The sequence below is a fragment of the Vibrio hyugaensis genome (assembly GCF_002906655.1).
Lineage (GTDB): Bacteria > Pseudomonadota > Gammaproteobacteria > Enterobacterales > Vibrionaceae > Vibrio > Vibrio hyugaensis.
Window position 1 is genome coordinate 1,881,814 of the sequence record NZ_CP025795.1, and the last position, 17,533, is coordinate 1,899,346.

At 45.1% G+C, this 17,533-nt stretch carries 17 protein-coding genes and 1 pseudogene; 5 read left to right on the forward strand and 13 right to left on the reverse strand.

From position 1 onward, the window contains the following. Window position 1: 1 nt before the first annotated feature. From C1S74_RS25350 to C1S74_RS25370, 5 genes and pseudogenes are all read right to left on the reverse strand, one after another. The gene (locus C1S74_RS25350; protein WP_045398749.1) at window positions 2–1,441 is read right to left on the reverse strand and encodes a PepSY-associated TM helix domain-containing protein; all 1,440 of its coding nucleotides are present in this window, start codon (window positions 1,439–1,441) and stop codon (window positions 2–4) included. A gap of 154 nt (window positions 1,442–1,595) precedes the next feature. Next, window positions 1,596–1,955: a hypothetical protein gene (locus C1S74_RS25355; RefSeq protein WP_082037672.1), complete on the reverse strand. Its 360-nt coding sequence runs from the start codon at window positions 1,953–1,955 to the stop codon at window positions 1,596–1,598. A 173-nt stretch (window positions 1,956–2,128) separates the two neighbouring features. Further along, a complete protein-coding gene (locus C1S74_RS25360; protein WP_045398943.1) occupies window positions 2,129–2,518 on the reverse strand; it encodes a cytochrome b562 in 390 nt (129 codons plus the stop codon). 100 nt (window positions 2,519–2,618) lie between these two features. Continuing rightward, window positions 2,619–3,371, reverse strand: coding sequence for a phosphatase (locus C1S74_RS25365; RefSeq protein WP_045398750.1), 753 nt, complete (start codon window positions 3,369–3,371; stop codon window positions 2,619–2,621). 87 nt (window positions 3,372–3,458) lie between these two features. Then, a pseudogene (locus C1S74_RS25370) lies at window positions 3,459–3,898 on the reverse strand (SRPBCC family protein). Between the two features lie 225 nt (window positions 3,899–4,123). Here C1S74_RS25370 and C1S74_RS25375 point away from each other — a divergent pair. Continuing rightward, a complete protein-coding gene (locus C1S74_RS25375) occupies window positions 4,124–4,339 on the forward strand; it encodes a hypothetical protein (protein WP_231565511.1) in 216 nt (71 codons plus the stop codon). A 7-nt stretch (window positions 4,340–4,346) separates the two neighbouring features. Then, window positions 4,347–5,057: an EAL domain-containing protein gene (locus C1S74_RS25380; protein WP_045398751.1), complete on the forward strand. Its 711-nt coding sequence runs from the start codon at window positions 4,347–4,349 to the stop codon at window positions 5,055–5,057. A 6-nt stretch (window positions 5,058–5,063) separates the two neighbouring features. On the opposite strand, the gene C1S74_RS25385 is transcribed toward C1S74_RS25380, so the two are convergent. Both C1S74_RS25385 and C1S74_RS25390 read right to left on the reverse strand, forming a co-directional pair. Next, window positions 5,064–6,014 (reverse strand): hypothetical protein, encoded by a 951-nt coding sequence (locus C1S74_RS25385; protein WP_045398752.1) that lies wholly within the window; start codon window positions 6,012–6,014, stop codon window positions 5,064–5,066. Window positions 6,015–6,372: 358 nt separating this feature from the next. Then, complete coding sequence (locus C1S74_RS25390; RefSeq protein ID WP_045398753.1) at window positions 6,373–7,311, reverse strand: DMT family transporter; 939 nt, start codon at window positions 7,309–7,311, stop codon at window positions 6,373–6,375. Window positions 7,312–7,453: 142 nt separating this feature from the next. Between C1S74_RS25390 and C1S74_RS25395 the strand changes: the two genes are divergently transcribed. The 3 genes from C1S74_RS25395 (at window position 7,454) to C1S74_RS25405 (ending at window position 11,858) form a co-directional block, all read left to right on the forward strand. Then, window positions 7,454–8,344 carry a LysR substrate-binding domain-containing protein gene (locus C1S74_RS25395; RefSeq protein ID WP_045398754.1) on the forward strand — a complete coding sequence of 297 codons (891 nt, stop codon included), beginning with the start codon at window positions 7,454–7,456 and terminating at the stop codon, window positions 8,342–8,344. Between the two features lie 124 nt (window positions 8,345–8,468). Next, window positions 8,469–9,509 carry a S1 family peptidase gene (locus C1S74_RS25400; protein ID WP_045398755.1) on the forward strand — a complete coding sequence of 347 codons (1,041 nt, stop codon included), beginning with the start codon at window positions 8,469–8,471 and terminating at the stop codon, window positions 9,507–9,509. A 123-nt stretch (window positions 9,510–9,632) separates the two neighbouring features. Next, complete coding sequence (locus C1S74_RS25405) at window positions 9,633–11,858, forward strand: EAL domain-containing protein (RefSeq protein WP_045398756.1); 2,226 nt, start codon at window positions 9,633–9,635, stop codon at window positions 11,856–11,858. A gap of 23 nt (window positions 11,859–11,881) precedes the next feature. Here C1S74_RS25405 and fliJ read toward each other — a convergent pair whose 3' ends face one another. Genes fliJ through fliE form a run of 6 tightly spaced genes read right to left on the reverse strand, consistent with a single transcriptional unit; the run spans window position 11,882 to window position 17,529 of the window. Next, window positions 11,882–12,322, reverse strand: a complete 441-nt coding sequence (fliJ, locus tag C1S74_RS25410; protein ID WP_045398757.1) for a flagellar export protein FliJ — start codon at window positions 12,320–12,322, stop codon at window positions 11,882–11,884. A gap of 8 nt (window positions 12,323–12,330) precedes the next feature. Beyond that, window positions 12,331–13,683 (reverse strand): flagellar protein export ATPase FliI, encoded by a 1,353-nt coding sequence (fliI, locus tag C1S74_RS25415; protein ID WP_045398758.1) that lies wholly within the window; start codon window positions 13,681–13,683, stop codon window positions 12,331–12,333. Continuing rightward, window positions 13,676–14,431: a flagellar assembly protein FliH gene (gene fliH / locus C1S74_RS25420; RefSeq protein WP_045398759.1), complete on the reverse strand. Its 756-nt coding sequence runs from the start codon at window positions 14,429–14,431 to the stop codon at window positions 13,676–13,678. Before fliH ends, fliI begins: the two co-directional genes overlap by 8 nt. Before the next feature lie 4 nt (window positions 14,432–14,435). After that, a complete protein-coding gene (locus C1S74_RS25425; RefSeq protein WP_038868389.1) occupies window positions 14,436–15,455 on the reverse strand; it encodes a flagellar motor switch protein FliG in 1,020 nt (339 codons plus the stop codon). Further along, window positions 15,418–17,169: a flagellar basal-body MS-ring/collar protein FliF gene (gene fliF / locus C1S74_RS25430; protein WP_045398760.1), complete on the reverse strand. Its 1,752-nt coding sequence runs from the start codon at window positions 17,167–17,169 to the stop codon at window positions 15,418–15,420. The genes C1S74_RS25425 and fliF overlap by 38 nt, the downstream gene beginning before the upstream one ends. 3 nt (window positions 17,170–17,172) lie before the next feature. Beyond that, the gene (gene fliE / locus C1S74_RS25435; protein ID WP_038868386.1) at window positions 17,173–17,529 is read right to left on the reverse strand and encodes a flagellar hook-basal body complex protein FliE; all 357 of its coding nucleotides are present in this window, start codon (window positions 17,527–17,529) and stop codon (window positions 17,173–17,175) included. Window positions 17,530–17,533: the final 4 nt, after the last annotated feature.

The window sequence follows — 17,533 nt, forward strand, 5'->3', positions numbered from 1 at the left end:
ACTAATTCAACGCCGTTTTCAGCTTCTCGACGCGCTTGAACAACAGCCAATCGAGTGCGAGAACCGTAACAATCGCCAAACCGCCCATCGGGAACGCCAGGCACAGTACGACTAACGTTGCCAAACCAAGCTTCCAAATGCCGTCTTGCTGAAACTTAGGTGGCGCACCCAATGCTGCACTGCGGCTAGGGCGACGAATCCACCACATCACCACACCTGTGATTGAGATTAAAATGAACGCCAAACAGAACACCACGTTGAGCACTTTGTTAAGCACACTGACATCACCTTGGTGCAGTGACACGCCCGCCGCCATGAACTTGGCAAACAGACTGTAATCTTGCCATGTCACGTCCACCAACAAGCGACCGGAATATTGGTCAAAGTGACTAGTGCGATCTTGTCTTGGATCGGAAATATCACCGCCCATCGAGTTGGCAGCAACCGTATAAACGCCCGTCTCTGAACGTGGTAAGAAGAGTTTATATCCAGTGAAGCCCATCAATTCTGCCTTGAGGATAATATCGTCAATCGACATCGCTTGATGGTTGCCCGCATAACCCACTTCTTGCTCCATATTCGCATGGTCATGCGCTGGTTTGTCTTTCGACTCTGGCACCGCTGCTAGCTCTAAGTTCCATGGCATTTCTTCTGCAGCGCCATGATTAAGGCCTTTATGCGTCAATGTCGATTCAGGCTTTTCACCCCACGAGTAATAGGTCGGGAAGGTATTCCACGCCTGCATCATTTTTGCGCCCCAAACTCCTGCCCAAGACAGGCCGGAGATCAAAAAGAACAGCAGCACGATCGACAACACACCACCCAAGTTCGCATGCAGATCACGCATCAAAATACGAGTGCCGTTGCCAAAGCGGATTTTCAGAAAGCCAGCGCGGCTTGCATTATCTCTTGGTAGCCATAAGTACAAACCAGAAACCAAGAGTAAAATACCAAGGCTCGCTGCGATTTCTATCAAACGATCGCCCAAATCACCGATGAGCAAGGTACCGTGGATGCTGTTCATCAACTCATAAATACTGTCACCGCGATTGATAGTACCTTGCACGTCTCCGGTGTAAGGGTTCACCGCAACAATCAATGAACGACCATCTTGCTTTTGAATTGAGAATCGATTGGCGACGTCTGATGTTTTTGCAGGCACAAATTGGGTGACATTATAATCAGGATACGCCTGCTTTACTGATCCTAGTTGTGCGGAGATAGGTACGGTTTGCTCTTGTGGCGAAACTTGTAATGTCGTCTCATACAGAGCAAGTTCGATTTCATCATCAAACAGCATCACTAACCCTGTAAGGGAAAGCATGAGCATAAATGGAATGACGAACAGTCCTGCGTAGAAGTGCCATCGCCACGTCATAAAGTAGATGGATTTTGCGCGCGAGGCTTCCTTGAGTTGAGGCTTTGCCGAGTTTCTCAACATATGTATTTTCCTTTTTTCATAGTTAAACGCCCAAATTCAGCCAAAAGAATCCTGCACATACGCATTTGTATGCGGCGCTATTTGACGAAGATTCGGGAGTACCACTGCTCGAAGTGGCAGTGTTGTTGGCTTTATTTACTTGTAATTGTTTTTGTTATGAGAAAAAGGAAATTGGGGGAGCACGAGGAACTGGCGTTTCAAATCGCACACTTAGAGCCAAATAAGTGTAGCTGTCAGAAATCACCGAGCTCAGTCTTGAAAGTATCGGTGTCGTTGGAAGTGTATCGTGATGAAAAGTCGAGAAGTGGCTAAAAGGACAAGGCTTGCCTTTATGGCTGACAGAATTGTCGCCCTCTTCTATCTGAACCAATTCAAAGCCGTTAAGCGTACATAACGTCGCCCACACACCCATGCTGTTACCATGAGCATTGATAACAGGCATCAGCGTCACTAGTACCCAACTTAGAGCGCTAGCGAATAGCATGGAGCGGTAAAAAGGAATTAATCTACGCATAACGGTAACTTAACAAATTTCACATAGCGTAACCAATTCTGAGTAGTAGCTCAAAAACAGGATCAATAAGTGGCTGCTACCTCACAGGTTTTCTTGAATACCTCGATTGACAGGCACAAAAAAGCCCGCCGAAATGGCAGGCTGATGGTCATTTCTTCAATTTGGATAAACGGTTAGCTAAACAGTTTGCTCCAAATACTTGGGTTGCGTTTGTCGTGGTACTCTTCACGAAGACTATCGATTTCACGCAGTTGGTTTTTCGCCTCTTCTAGCTTGCCCGCATCAAGATCCGCTTCAATCTTATCTAACGTTACCGTCAGCTTGTTAAAGCCTTCTAGGTAGATATCGAACTTCTCTGGTGGGTAATTACCACGCTTAGATTGTTCAACGATCGCTTGCAAGCTATCAATCGCAAATTTCATGGTTTCAACATCAGACGCTTCTGCCGCCTGTTTGAATTCCATCTTCATCTGCTTCATGTTTTGTTTTAAATCGACGGCTTCTGCCATTGCGTACGTTGAGCCAAACGCAATCACACACCCCAACACTAAAGGACGTAACATCTTCACTTCTCCATTGAATGCCGAATTCTGAGTCGGCTTTTTAATGCGAGCAGTGTAAAGCAATCCCTTAACACTTGCATAACCAAAAATGTAATCAAGTTTATGCGTTGCGAATCTCGTCATACTCTGCAATTGGCATACGGCCACGCAGCTCTAAGAAGGCTAAGAATTGCTGTGCTGAGTGGGTGATAACCTTGCTACTGTCGATGCCGACTTTGTCCATTAACTCACCAACCAAGCTCAAGTTACCCACATCGTGGCAAAAGTGCGCATCACTGCCTGTGGTGAAGAAGACACCGAGCTCTTTACCGATTTGTGCAATCTCATGGCAACGGTCTACGCTGCCAACACGGCTGTTACCTTTCAGCGTGGTGTTATTGATCTCAATTGCGACATTGTGCTCTTTGGCGCACTTCAGCACCGCTTCAAAATCGAAGTCAAAGTTTGGATTACCCAAGTGGCCTAGCGCATCAACACGACCGTTTTTGATGATGTTCAACAGCGCTTCGGTGTGTATAGCTTTGTCAGCAGGGCGGAACACTGGTTCATGAAAGCTCGCAATTACCCAATCCAAATTTCGATCGACACTATCTGGAATGTCGATATCACCTTTGGTGTTCATAATATTGGATTCAACGCCGCGAATGATGGCAACACCTTCAAGAAAACGCGGCAGAATTTTCTGGTTAGAGAAGAACCAGTAATGAGGCGCACCCGGCATTGATTCAGCATGATCGGTAGTACAGAACATATCGAGCCCATTCTCTTTTGCCGATTTTGCGTTTTCAATCAACGTACTGTATGCGTGACCGCTGGCGTACGTATGCGTGTGGGTATCAACCTTAAATTCCATCATCAACTCTCTTGGTGCGCAAATTGGCGGCTATTGTATACCCACAGGGAAGCGGTCGTCAGCCCAATATTGGGACGAAATCTAATCTTATTCCTCACAGATAGTTTTAATCAGCGGCAATGCTTTCTCCCAACCATGATTGAACATCGACACAAAATCACTATGGGTAGAAATGGTGATACTGAGCAACAAGCGATCTTGCAGCATATCGATCTGGTAGATCTCTCGTGATCCGATCCACTTAGAAGCCAAGTCAGCGTCTAATTGCTGCCTATTGTCTGGGTTAAAGATGGCAACATGATGAAACTCAAGTTTATGCAGTGGCAAAACAGTGTCCACTACTGCCCGAGTCCCCCCATGTCTGGGTCGTAAAACGTAATATCCCCTCCCTCTTCCCAGTCACCATCAAATTGAGATTGCGGTGAAAAAGCTTGTGCCCATCGTTTGTACAATTCGATATCCGTCAGCACGCTCCATACGCGCTGCGGCGTGGCTGCAATCTCGACGTGATAATTTAAAGTCAGCATGTTTTCTCCCTCTGCACCTTTCTTGACGCTAGTTCATTCTGATCAAAAATCAACCAATTCAACAATAACTGTCAGGATATTTGCGAAGCTCGACATCAACGGTACAACTTGGCATACAAAAGCCCCATCAGGATGACGTTTAGCAGTTAGTGCATTTTTAATACAATCCTGCCAACTCAATATTTGACCCTTTCGATTAAACTGGGCTTACAGATTGAGACAACCATGAAGCAAAGCACTAACAACGGACAAAACATGAATGGCTTAGAAAACGGCGAACTTCAATACATAAAGCAACGCATAAATGAAATGAAGCCGGAGCAATTACGTGAAATCAAAAGCGTAATTGAGTTTAGAAGGAAAGCGCTGCTCGATGAGACACCACTTATCTCTGCTGAAGAGATGGAGTTCATCGACATCATGTTCAAGAAAATGGAATAGTGGAAACATGTGTTTTTTGATTGAAGATTACTTAAACAAGAAAAACAACGGCATCAACCTAACTGACATCAATTACAAACTGCAAGAAATTGTGGATGCCGTTGGGAAAAATCTAGGTTATGAGGTCCTTATCAATCCTAGCAACCTGTCCAAAAAAACCGCAAACGAAGTGTACAATCGAGAAATCAAATACCCTCATATGAGCCGAGCCTTAATTGCACGGTTAGACAAGTACATTACTCGTCACTCGCTCGACTTTAAGGGAAAATATTTATTCATTAACTTAGAGCGTAGTAATCTTTGCGATAAATATTTGTTGTGTGACATCGTCATTCTTAAAAACAGCCTAGAAGCACTAAAAGCGAACTTAGTTATTGAAATTACGGAGAGAGACTCATGTAAAGATTGCGCTTCCATAAAGAAAGGATTTGAGTTTCTGCAAAAACAAAAAGTATTGTTGGCAGCAGATGATTACGACTTGGAATCTGATTTCAGAGAACAAGAATTATTATCTGGTTTTTATCACTTCATAAAGGTAGAGCACTCTGCTGAAACCAATTTCTATAGCAGAGTGCTTAAGCTAAGTAAGAGAACTCGCACAAAATTAATCATTGAGCGAGTTGAAACGAAAATGGAACGCAAGCAAATCACTCAAAACGACGTCCCATTCTGGGGGTTACAGGGGTTCTTGTATACCACCCATTATGTGAGTCTTTGAGGAGGCTTAATCCTGACGAGAGTTCTTGATACTACACAAGTTACAATCTACATGGTCACACAACTTTAAACAACGAAGTTTCTTTTTGATTTTTGGTATTAAAATAGGGTTCGCAATCGATCGAATAATATCAAGCTTAACAAGATACAAGCCAATTTTCTGTGTACTATCTGTTGGTGGATAATATTTCACCTCTTCAGCATTAAATATCTTTTTTGCAAATTCAAAAATTGGATATCCGGCAATAAAAATATAGGCATAATCTTTAGACTTATATTGTTCCACTAAATAATAACAAATTGCTTGAACAACCAATTCAAAGAAGTGAGTGGAGTTCATAGCGTAACCTAGCTTTACTAAACAGCTACGTTTTAATTCACTTTCTGGAATAGAGATGAAAGAACGGAGGTTATCTAACTTCTCCAAGTCTAAAATGAATGCCCAATGTCCAACGACTTCACCCTGACTGTTTTTTAATAGGATACCATTGTACTTGATATCATTTTTCATGGCATATAGATCGTCAATAAAGCCACGTAATGCTGACACATTGTCGTAGAAATCATGGAACAATTCGATATGTTCATAATAAGTGTGAGATTTTATTTCACTGGTAATTGTCTCTGATACGCGAGTATAAGACAGTGCGGTCAAAGAAAAATCAAATCCCTTAATAAGGTTAGTCAGCACTGCCGAGTAACGAGATGGGCTCTTTTGCTCATTCTCATCAATCGTAATAATGATATCTGCAAGATCTTGTTCAAGAGATTTGGCAATCAAAAACTGCTTGTACAGGGGTGGGACAACTTTACCAGTCAGCCACCGACTGAGCGTAATTGAATCTAAACCTTTAAAGTCATCGTAATATGACTGCTGTAATATCGCAATCAACTCTTTTCTAGAAATGCCTCGCTCCTCTAGCCAAGAAGCAAGTTCCCTTTCAAAATTGTAACTCATAACCTCACCGTCAAGAATGTATTTATATTTATTATCGACCTATCGCATTCAAATTATCTCCAATAACATTTCATGCAGTAACTCATATTATTTATTCGTTATCTGATTTGAAACTCAAATTCAATAGGTTTAGGTAAAGCGTGAATATTACACCAATGTGGTAATGAATCAGGTTAGCAGCGTTTCTGATAGTAAGATCTTCATGCTAACACACTCTGCTTTTAGTAACGGTATTATATGGTGCACGCTAGGTGAGGTTGTGCAAATAAAAATAATTTGCTAAGTAAAAATATAGTGAAAGTAACTCTATTTATTAAGAATAAAAAAATGATTGTTAGATGCTTTAATTTAACATTCCCTAATGAACACGTTTAGACAATCTGCCGGATTCTTTTTGAACAGCTAGCGTAGTCGAGAACTTAACCCAACAGGTATTCAATACCGTCGCAAGCACAATCAGACTTATGCCCATAATTTGGCTGTGGCTCATTTGGTCATCGAAAAACGCCCATTGCCATACTGCAGTAAACAGGAGATTGGTGAATATCAGCGGTGCGAGCTGCGAACCACTACTAGCCAATTGATACGCTTTCGAACGAAATACCTGTGTATTGATGATCAAAAGAGACATCAAAAAGACAAGCACTGTATTCGGTACCTCAAACGCCTGTAATGAAAGCGAGTGCAATAAAACATTTGCATCGTTGAAGAGCACCAGCGGTAATATCAGTAAAGCAGCACAACCGAACGTCCAAAAGTTGATTTCTAGTGGCGACATGCCGCTCTTACTGGCTTTATAAAGTGTCAGCTGCGAACCCGAGTTAAACAAGCCACCCGCCAAGCCCAATAACAGGTCGACTCGCCATGTAAACTCACCATCAGCGCCTGCCAACAGAATGACACCAGTAAATGCTATAACAAGTGCCATTATGGTCGACATTCGTATCTGACCGCGCATAAATAGCTTCTCGACGATTGGCATAAACAGTGGCCCAGTAGCGAAAAGGACCACGCCTTCAACAAGAGTTAACGTTTGTAACGAGGCAATAAAGCACAGCTGGCATAGCCCAATACAAAAAGCGCGAAGCAAAATAGGTTTAAGCGTACTGGCAGTCGGTAAAGTCAGATTGTTGAAACGAAGCATCACCAACAGAATGAGAGCCGGGGTGAAGAAGCGTAAAAAGCTGAACATGGTTACCGACAAATCATCGCTGAGCTGCTTTGCTAACAAGCCAGTAACAGATAAGCTTAATGTAGACATTAACATGAAGACAACAGGTTTATTTTCTACTTTCATTGGATACTCCTTAATTCAAGGCGTATTTTAGGCAAAGACATTAGGGAGAAATAGCGAGTATTTTTAAACGCTAATGTAAGAAAAACTTACAGATTGAATTGATTTAAAAACCATTGTCAGGATTCGAAAGGTGAAGGACCGAATGCGCAAGTTAGTACCGTTAAAATCAATCTACGCTTTTGTTGCGGTATCAGAAACAGGCAGCATGACAGAAGCCGCACAACTGCTTAGTGTTAGCCATTCGGCAGTCAGCCAAGCAATTAAGTCTTTGGAAAACCAAGTCAACAAACCTTTGTTCGATCGTGTTGGTCGTCAAGTTCGCCTGAATAGCGAGGGGAAAAAATACTACCGAAAGGTAGCGCCAGCGCTCGAGCAAATTGTTGATGCCACCGAAGCCTTGATTCATGACCAAAATTCCAAGCGGATAACGCTCAATATGGTCAACTCGCTTGCGTTGCACTGGTGGATCCCACGCATGTCGAGCTTGCAAGATTTCGCACCACAATTAGACGTCCGTTTGTCCAACCTTATTGGGCAGTTCAGTTTAGAGCAAGAAGGCATCGATGCCGCAGTCGTCCATGGCAGCCCACAAGAATGGCAAGATTATTATTGTGAAAAGCTCAGCGAAGACGAATTGGTGCTAGTGTGCAGTCCAGAATTACTTAAACACGCGGCAAGTCAAGACATCCAACATCTGCTTGCTACTTATCCCATCATTGAAGTAACGAATGATCGTCGCAAACACGATTGGCAAGTGTGGCAGGAAGAAACAGGCATTAAGCGTCCTAACAACAAAAAAATAGTGACGTTCAACATGTCAATTCAAGCCGTCCAAGCGACTACGCGACGCTTAGGGTTACTGGTGACACACCGCCTTTTTGTAAAAGACGACATTAAGTATGGACAATTGGTGGAATTGGGAGAGCCAATCACTAATCCCTACCAACAGTTTTACTTCGTATACCCACCGCATAAGCTCAAACATGAAGCGTTTCACCTATTAAGATCTTGGCTACGGCAGGAGTTTAGCTAAATCAAATGCAATCTATTGAGTAACCTATAGGCGTTATGAAATTTATTCGTTTCCTAAGTGAATAGATTAATGTAGGAATTGGTATAAAGTAAAAGAAGTACTTTTGAAATCCAAGGATGGCTTTATGAGGTTGTATCATGTCTTATTAAGTGGCGTTTTTCTCATTGTGCCAATGACAAGCTCCGCAGAACGCGTAGTCAGTGCGAATGACCCTGATTTAAAAACGTTTATTATTGGCGGCCAACAAGCCACTGCCAATCAACTCCCTTTCTTTGCTCGCCTGATATTACACCGCACTGGCTCGAGTCAGTTCGCCAACATCTGTGGTGGTACCATCGTCAATGATAGATACATCATGACCGCTGCACACTGTGTAGAGTCCGATGTGTTTACCGATGGTTGGACAATCGATGATCTTCGAGTTTTAGTCAAAAACCCAACCATGAATGATGTGTTTGTTGAAGAATTCAAAGACGTCCGCTCGATCACCATTCACCCCAATTATAACGCAAGCAATTTATGGATTAACGACATTGCAATCTTAGAGCTTACCCGACCAATTACAGACAATGTCCAATCCATTACTTTGCCACAAGATTTTGGTGACTACAGCAATCGTTCTGTTTTCCAGATCTTTGGTCTTGGTCAAACCTCAACCAATGACGCAACGGGTCCCAATTATTTGCGCTGGGCAGAAATTCAGCCTCTCACCGATTCACAATGTGCCTCGCTTGTGTCGGGCTTTAACTCGCAAGAGAGCATGTGTGCAAACGGTTTCCCTAACCAAACTTACACTGGGATATGTAGCGGCGACTCTGGCGGCCCACTGACCTATCAAGATAGTAGCGGTGAATACCGACAAATCGGCATTGTCAGCTATGGTTCATCGGTCTGTGAGTCCCCTGCCATTCCAAGCGTGTTTACTGAAGTGCTCAATTACACCCCTTGGATAGAAGCCCAAACCAGTGCTGGGGCGAAGACAAATTACGACGCTGCTTTAGCGGCAAGGGAAGATTATCACAGTCAAGGCGACTCTGGGTTTGACCCAGAAGACACCACCAGCAATGACTTCGGTGATAATGGCAGTGATGGTGGCTCTGTCGGTTTTGGCCTACTGACGCTTGGCAGCTTATTCGTATGGTTACGTCGCCGCCAGCCCTTGTAGCACGTAGCTTCACCCATAGTTACACTTTGTAGAATAAAAACTCTAAAAGTGCGTATATTCCAGTTCATTTGATGCCGATAATCCTGTTATTATCGGCTACCCAACTATTTTCAGATCAAACTAATGAATAATGCCGCATCGAGTCGCCATATGAGTGCGATGCTGTTCCTGACTCTCGGCGTCACGTTGTCCATCTTTGCTGGTTTTGCCCTCTCGCAAATGTTTGTTATCCAGAAAGATGCGTTTCAGCTTATCTCTGTTGTCAGTTCCGTGATGATCGTCAGCTGCTTGCGCTATCAATGGCGTGCACTGCCTGCCATTATTCTGAGTTTATTGGCTTACTATATCGGAACGGGACGTAGTCTAGAACATGCCTTACTCTACGCTCTCACCGTCCCTCTATTGCCTTTTGTTTTTTCGAGTTTGTTCCACTACCTCAATAACCGCTCACTTCATCAACCAGCCGCACAACGGATCAGTTTATTTTTTGTCATCGTAGGCTGCTTGTTCCCGTTCGCAAATACCATAAAAATGATGCTGGTGAATACCTTCGTTGACGGGCGCTTTTTGAGTGCTGACTTTTTGTTTTACGCTACACTTGGCAACTACTTGACCCAATTACTCGTCACCCCGATTTTGTATGTAATGGTCAGCCTTATTACCGATACAGACACTCAATCTTATCTCGCACTCGATAAAAGGCTTAGGGTGTCCAACTCTCGCTGCCGGGAGTATTTAGCTTGGTTGGCAAGCTGCGTCATTTTATTTATTGCCGCCGCTCTTTCTTCATCCTCATTTATGCTCAACTCGTTAAGCTTCTTTGCGGTTTTACTGGTCGTAATTGGATTAGCCAAACACGGATTAATTCGACCGCTGTTTGTGGGCTCTCCATTCATTCTGTTGGTGATTCATGACGGCATCAGTCACTACAATGCCGACCGAATTTATGCTGACCAGTTTTATGGTCTGCTTGTCATCATTGCAGTATTGACCACGCTCGCGTATTTGTTAGGCGGTTACTCAGTGAAGCTCTTCGAGATGACTCAACGACAAATCCGCTCAGAAAGGATTGACCCGTATACAGGCCTGTCGAACATCGCTCAATTAAAAGAAGACATTAGCCATCAGTCTTATTCATTGCTGATTTATCTCGACCTAACACCAACGTTGTCGATGCTGACGGACTTAGGTCATGAGGGGAAATCACAACTCATCATGCAATTAAGCGAGTTTTTATATTCGCGAAATGAAAGCATCAATCGTTGCTATCGTCCGCCTTTTTCCACAGGGTTGCTGAGTTTCACTCACTATTCCGATGTTGCAGAACAAGAGCTTCAAGAAGTCGTGGAATATTTAGAGAGCTTCCAGTTTTACTGGCGTGGAACGTCTGTCGCCTTGGTCTCGCCAACCGTTTATTGCTCGGTCGTTAACCAAGGGCAAGATATTGAAAAGGTCGTATCAATTCTGTGCGATCAACCACCACAGAGCGGCAGCAGCATTCATTGGGTCAACGTGCAATCTTTTGAAATGGACCGCGTCGACAAGTTGAACCACATTCAGCAAGTGTTTAAACGAGAACAGTTCGAACTGTTCTGCCAACCATACATGCGACTTTCAGGCCCCGAAGAGAGTAAACAAAGTTTTGAAGTGCTGCTTCGCCTAAAAGAGCAAGATGGAAAAGTACTGCCACCTTCAGCATTTTTTCCTTTGATCAATCAATTCGGATTAGAAATCAAACTCGATCATTGGGTGATTCTGAATACCTTCCGTATGCTGAGCGACAAAGTCAAAAACTGGGATACGATCGGACATTGTGCGATTAACCTTACGGCAAAAACGCTGAGCGCGGAAAACCTTGCTTCTCGTATCATTGAGAGTGCAAACAGCTTCGATATTCCTTTAGATAAGATTTGTTTTGAGATCACCGAATCGTCAGCGTTGATCAATGAACAACAAGCTATCGAGACCTTGAATCTTTTACGTAAACTCGGTTGTAAAATCGCAATTGATGACTTTGGCACCGGTTACGCAAGCTTTGCTTACTTGCGTCGTCTACCGCTGGATATCTTGAAGATCGAGGGAGCATTCGTTCGTGAAATCACAGAGAGCGAGACCGATCGTTTGATCGTCAGTTCGATTGCGACTGTAGCTAAAGAGATGCACTTAGAAACCGTCGCTGAATTTGTCGAAACTCCCGCACACAGCCTGATTCTACGAGACTTAGGCATCGACTTCGCACAAGGGTATGGTGTCGCGAAGCCCTTACCTATGAATGCTTATTTGAATACATTGTTTGAAATCGAAGAACAGAGACAACACCTTACAAGGTCGGAAGCGGTCACATTATGACGCTTCACGCTATCAGATTTCGTCTATAAGATTTTGCGCTTTAAGCGAGAGTTAATGATATCTTCAATCAGCTTTTGCTCTTTCTTCGATTTTTCGTAGTTCTGCTTGCTGCGCCAGCGTTCGAGGACTTTGTCTAACCCTTGAACTCGAGCATGTTTGTGTTCAAGATGCTTTTGTACCGAAGCACACTCAGCCTGCATTACCGCTTGTTCTTGCTCATGGTGACGCAACATCTTTTGTAGCATCTGGTCGACACGATTTAAGTTCATCAAGGTGGCACTATTGAGCACTGGCGTTGTCAACGCCGATTGTCCCGCATGAACTTTAAGAGCGGAAAGCTGTTCTAACTGAACGGCAAGATGAGAGTGACGCTGACGCATCACATCTAATTGCTGCCCTACTCTATCCCGTTGCTTTTCTTCCATTTGGCGCAACTTGCCGACGGCTTTTAGCTTTGACTCCATTTGCTACCTCATTGCTGCTCACTTTGGAACATTTGTGCCAATGCGGTCAAACTGGTTGGGTAATCGATAGACTCATTTGCCGACTGCTGTAAGTACGCTCTAAGATGCGGATACATAGAAACCGACTGATCCAGTTCCGGATCTTGTCCTGGTTGATATCCGCCAAGTGGCAAGAGTTCTTTAACTTGAAGATAATTGGAGTACATTTGACGGAAGTTGTTCGCTATCGTGCTGTGCGCTTCATGGGTACAGGCGTTCATGCAGCGGCTTATCGATGCGTTAATGTCGATCGCTGGATAATGCCCTTGTTCTGCGAGTTGACGTGAAAGCACCACATGCCCATCAAGAATCGCACGTGCGGAATCCACAACAGGATCTTGTTGGTCATCCCCTTCCGCCAATACCGTATAAATCGCCGTCAAACTACCATGTGGATTTTCACTGTTACCTGCACGTTCCAACAGCTGTGGTAACACGCTGAACACTGAAGGCGGATAACCACGTGACGCTGGCGGCTCCCCTAAAGACAGCGCTATCTCACGCTGCGCCATTGCATAACGTGTTAAAGAATCCATCAGTAACAACACGTCTTTACCTTGGTCACGGAAATACTCCGCCACACGGTGACAAAGCAGAGTCGCGCGCAAACGCATCAAAGGGGATTCATCGGCTGGCGCGGCGATAATGACCGCTTTCTGACGGGCCTCTGGTGTTAAGTTACGTTCGATGAACTCTCGAACCTCTCGACCACGTTCGCCAATTAAGCCGACAACAATAACATCAGCTTCGGTGTTTTGAGTGATCATCCCCATCAAGACACTTTTACCGACACCACTGCCCGCCATTAAACCAATACGCTGCCCTTTGCCAACGGTTAATAAACCATTAATGGCACGAACACCAACATCCAGCGGGGTATCGACAGGGCGTCGCTTAAGTGGGTTAATCGGTTTTGGTTCAAGTGAAACACGATCTCCCCCTTTAAGCGGCGCACCATCATCGAAAGGTTCACCTAGACCATTCACTACTCGACCAAGCCATTGTAAGCTGAGTTGAACGGTACTATCGCCATCCAGCGGGATCACTTTTGCTCCCGCAAACAAACCACCTAGACGACGAATCGGCATCAAGTAAGCAACTGTATGATCAAAGCCGACGACTTGCGCTTCAATCATGTCGCCTTCTGCGGTTTCCACTAAGCAGCGTTGTTCAAGCTTGAATCGACAACCCACGGCTTGCAGCATTAAGCCGTTAACTTTGATTAGTCGCCCTGTCACTCGTGCAACCGGAATCGAATCGAGCGATGCGAGTGCATCACTCAAGCGTTCGTTCAACAACTCGTGGCTGGAAGTACTACTCATGTGCAGCATCAACCTGTGGCAATACGGCTTCATCCAGCAAGTGTTGTTTCACGTTATCCATACAAGCTTGTAAGCGAGAGTCACAGCTCGCATCGGCTTCTGCATCCTCAGTCACTAACTGACACCCACCAACGGGTAACTCCGCGTTTGCGACAAGCTTCCAAGCGGTTGGCAAGTCAGCATTGATTTGCGTGATTCGCTCTAGGTCTTGTGGATTCAGATGTACAATCACGCTTTCTGCTTTGCCCGGCATAGCGGATAAGGTTTCATCCACCAAAGCCAAAATCTGTTGTGGCATCAGAGTCAGTTCAGCACGAATAACTTGCTGTGCGACCTTCTGCACTAATTCACAGATCATATGGCGTTGCTGTTGTTCCTTATCGCTTTGCCAACGAGATAATGCTTGGAACAACTCATGAACGGGTTTTGCCGCTTCCACAAAACCTTGCTTGCCAGATTGCTCTCCAGACACAAATCCTTTTTGAAAGCCTTCTTTTTGGCCATCAAGCAGACCTTGTTGCTTGCCTTGCTCAATACCTTGGCGAATGCCCTCGTCATGCCCTTGCTGCAAACCTTGCTGAAACCCCGCTTCCAACTGTTGTTGAACGTCGGCTTGAGTATCTTGCCAGCCTTGGTTCTCCATCGCGAAATCGTCTTCGATGTTCACAGGTTGCGCCAAAGGAGGAAAACGATGTAAGCGGTATCCACTTGGTGGTAATCGCATGGTGTTATTTGCTTTTTCTGCCATGGTCTTACTCCACTGTTGGCTCTTCGTAGAGTAGCAGTTGAATTTCACCCGCTTCATCCAACTCGCGCACCATCTGCATAATATCCTGACGCGCGCGCTGTACTCGGCTCAACACGACGGCTCCACGCAGTTCCATATCGTCTTCCAACGCTTTCACCATACGTTGCGGCATAGAACGCTTGATCGCCTGTTGCAGTAGGATATCGGCACCTTTCAATGCCACCGCCCACAGTTCCAATGGGATCTGTTGCACCAACGCATCCATGGTTTCTTCGCGCTGACGGCCCAGCACCATGAAATCAAACATATTCTCTTCGATTTCGTTTACCACATTCTCGTCATGCAACTTAAGCATTTCCATCAAGGACGCGCGGTCGCCTTCAAATCGGTTAATGATGTCGGCAGCTTGTTTCACGCCCGACAACGGGGTGCTTTGGCTTGCAGACACTTTCTCGATACAACGTTCCACCAATTCGTGCAAATCGTTCGCAACCTGATGGTCAATATCTTGCAACTGAGCAATACGGAACACGATTTCATCATGGTAATCCTGCGGCAGATGCTTCAAAACAGCCGACGAACTGTCTGCTGGTAAATACGCCAAGAAAATCGCCTGCATTTGCGGGTGTTCGTTAACAATGAATCGCGCTAATGTCTCGGCCTCTACCCATTGTAAGCGCTGCATGTTGTTGCGAATTTCATCGCCATACAGGTTGTTCAGCAGACCTTTTGCCAAATCGTTACCTAAAGCTTTGCGTAAAGTGTTCGACAAGTATTCTTTCGATGCGCCACGAATGCCGCTGTGCTCGCGAAAATCTTCAAAAAAATGCTGAATCACACCGCGAGCAGAATCACTTTTGATGCCATTTAACTTTGCCATCGCACGTGTCACTCGCTGGGTCTCATCACGGCTGAAATGCTGCAACACTTTTGCTGCGGCATCCTCGCCCATGCCCAGCAGCACGAGCGCGGTTTGTTCTACATAACTAAGCGTCTGCTTTGACGTTGACTGAGCTGTGTTCATTGATGTTTACCCATTGTTTCAGAATTTCGGCTACACGCTCAGGCTCTTCATTAGCAATAAGCTGTAGGTGTTTCAATTGGATTTCTAGTGGAGAGCCGGCTGGCGGTAACATGTCGCTGTTGACGTCCAAACCAGAGGAGACGGCAATCCCTTTCTCGGACAGTCGGCGATTCAATACTTCTTCACGTTCACGCTCTTCACGCGTTTGCAGATTGTCGTATTGCGGCTCTTCCTGTGGTTCAGCAAACTCCAGTTCCTGTGACGGTTTATCAGCTCCAGTTAAGTGCATGATCAAAGGACGAAGCACAAAAAAGATCATCGCTAATCCCAACATCCCACCAATCACATAACGCAAGGGTTGCTGTACGGTTGGGTCTTGCCACCAAGGCAGTGCTGGCGGCGCATCAATCTCGATTGGTGTGAAGTTGAAGCTCATCAAACTCAAACTGTCGCCACGAGTCGCAGAAATGCCGACAGCGTCCATGATCATTGTTGAGATTTGGGACTTGTCCGCTTCGCTCCATGCCACACCATCTGGTGATGCTTGTGAATTCAAGAGGACTGACACACTTAGCTTGTCAATTTGCCCCTGCTGATATTGAGTACGACGAACACTGCTGCCAACCGCATATTGACGATTGATCTCTGAGCGCGCGTTAGTGTTTTGGCTATCGTTAGTTGGCGTTTCACCCGTAACCGGAGGTTGATTGCTTAGTGAGCCAGGGATGCCCAAAGCAATTTGATCAATTGAGTTATTTTGAATGGTGTGTTCATTGCGAACCACTGGCGCATTATCGAGGATCTCTTGCGTCTCTTCGACTTGACTAAAGTCCATATCGGCTGCAACTTGCACGCGGAAGTTACTTGGGCCAACAATCGGCGTTAGCATGTCTGAAGCACGCTGGATGATTTGCTTCTCGACACTCTTTTGGTATTCAAGGTATTTAGCGTTAACTTTACCCGCTTCTGCAGAGGCAACGTCTGCACTCAATAGTCGGCCATATTGGTCAATCACCGAGACAAATTCTGCCTTCATTGCCGTCACACTACCCACCACCAAATTGATGATGGCTTCCACTTGTTCTGGCTTGAGATCTTCACCTGGTTTCAGTTCTAACATAACTGATGCAGAAGGGTTTTCTGTATTCTGGCGGACAAACAAGGTTTGACGAGGAATCGCTAAGTGCACACGCGCATTCGCGACTGCATTAAGCGACATGATAGTGCGTACTAACTCACCCTCTAAACCATGACGATAACGCGCTGTTTCCATAAACTGACTGGTGCCAAGAGAGCTGTCTTCTTTTAGCGAATCTAAACCCGTAGGCAGTTTCGCTTTAACACCTTTTGATGCCAACAACATGCGGATACGAGCGACTTCACCTTCTGGCACTAATACTTGTCCATTTTGCTCTTGCATGCGGTAGCTGATGCCTTCGCTTTCCAGTACCGACACAATCTCACCGATATCAAAGCGCTCTTGCTGGCTGTAAAGCGGACGGAAACTTTGGGAAGAGCTCCATAACGCGACCACGATAATCGCAGCAACAATCGCGGCTAAAACCGCAGACAACACCAGATTGCGTTGGCTGCTAGACCACAACTGTTTGATTTTATTTGTGACATCATCCATCCCATTATTTGATGAAAGCGTCTGTGTCGTGCCGGAATGCATCGCAGAATTTCCGGCCACTTGAGTGGTAAGTTCTGACATGGATTACACCGGCATCTTCATTATATCTTCAAACGACATCACTACTTTGTTGCGCACTTGCATCAAAGCATTGAAAGAGAGACTCGCCTTCTGACTGGCGACCATTGCCCCTACTAAATCATCACTTTTACCCGTCTCAACGGCTGTCATTTTTTGACTGGCGACCGATTGGTGTTGGTTAACCGTGTCCAAAACGCTGGTCATTGCTTGCGAGAAAGACAATGGTGCATTCAAAGATTGCTGATCCAAAGGGTTAGCACTCACTACAAATTCTGGCGGCTGAACATGCGTTCGCATCGCCTCCATTTTCGACAGCATTAATTGCTCTGCTGAGACCGCATTGGTAGGTTGACTTGCCATCTAC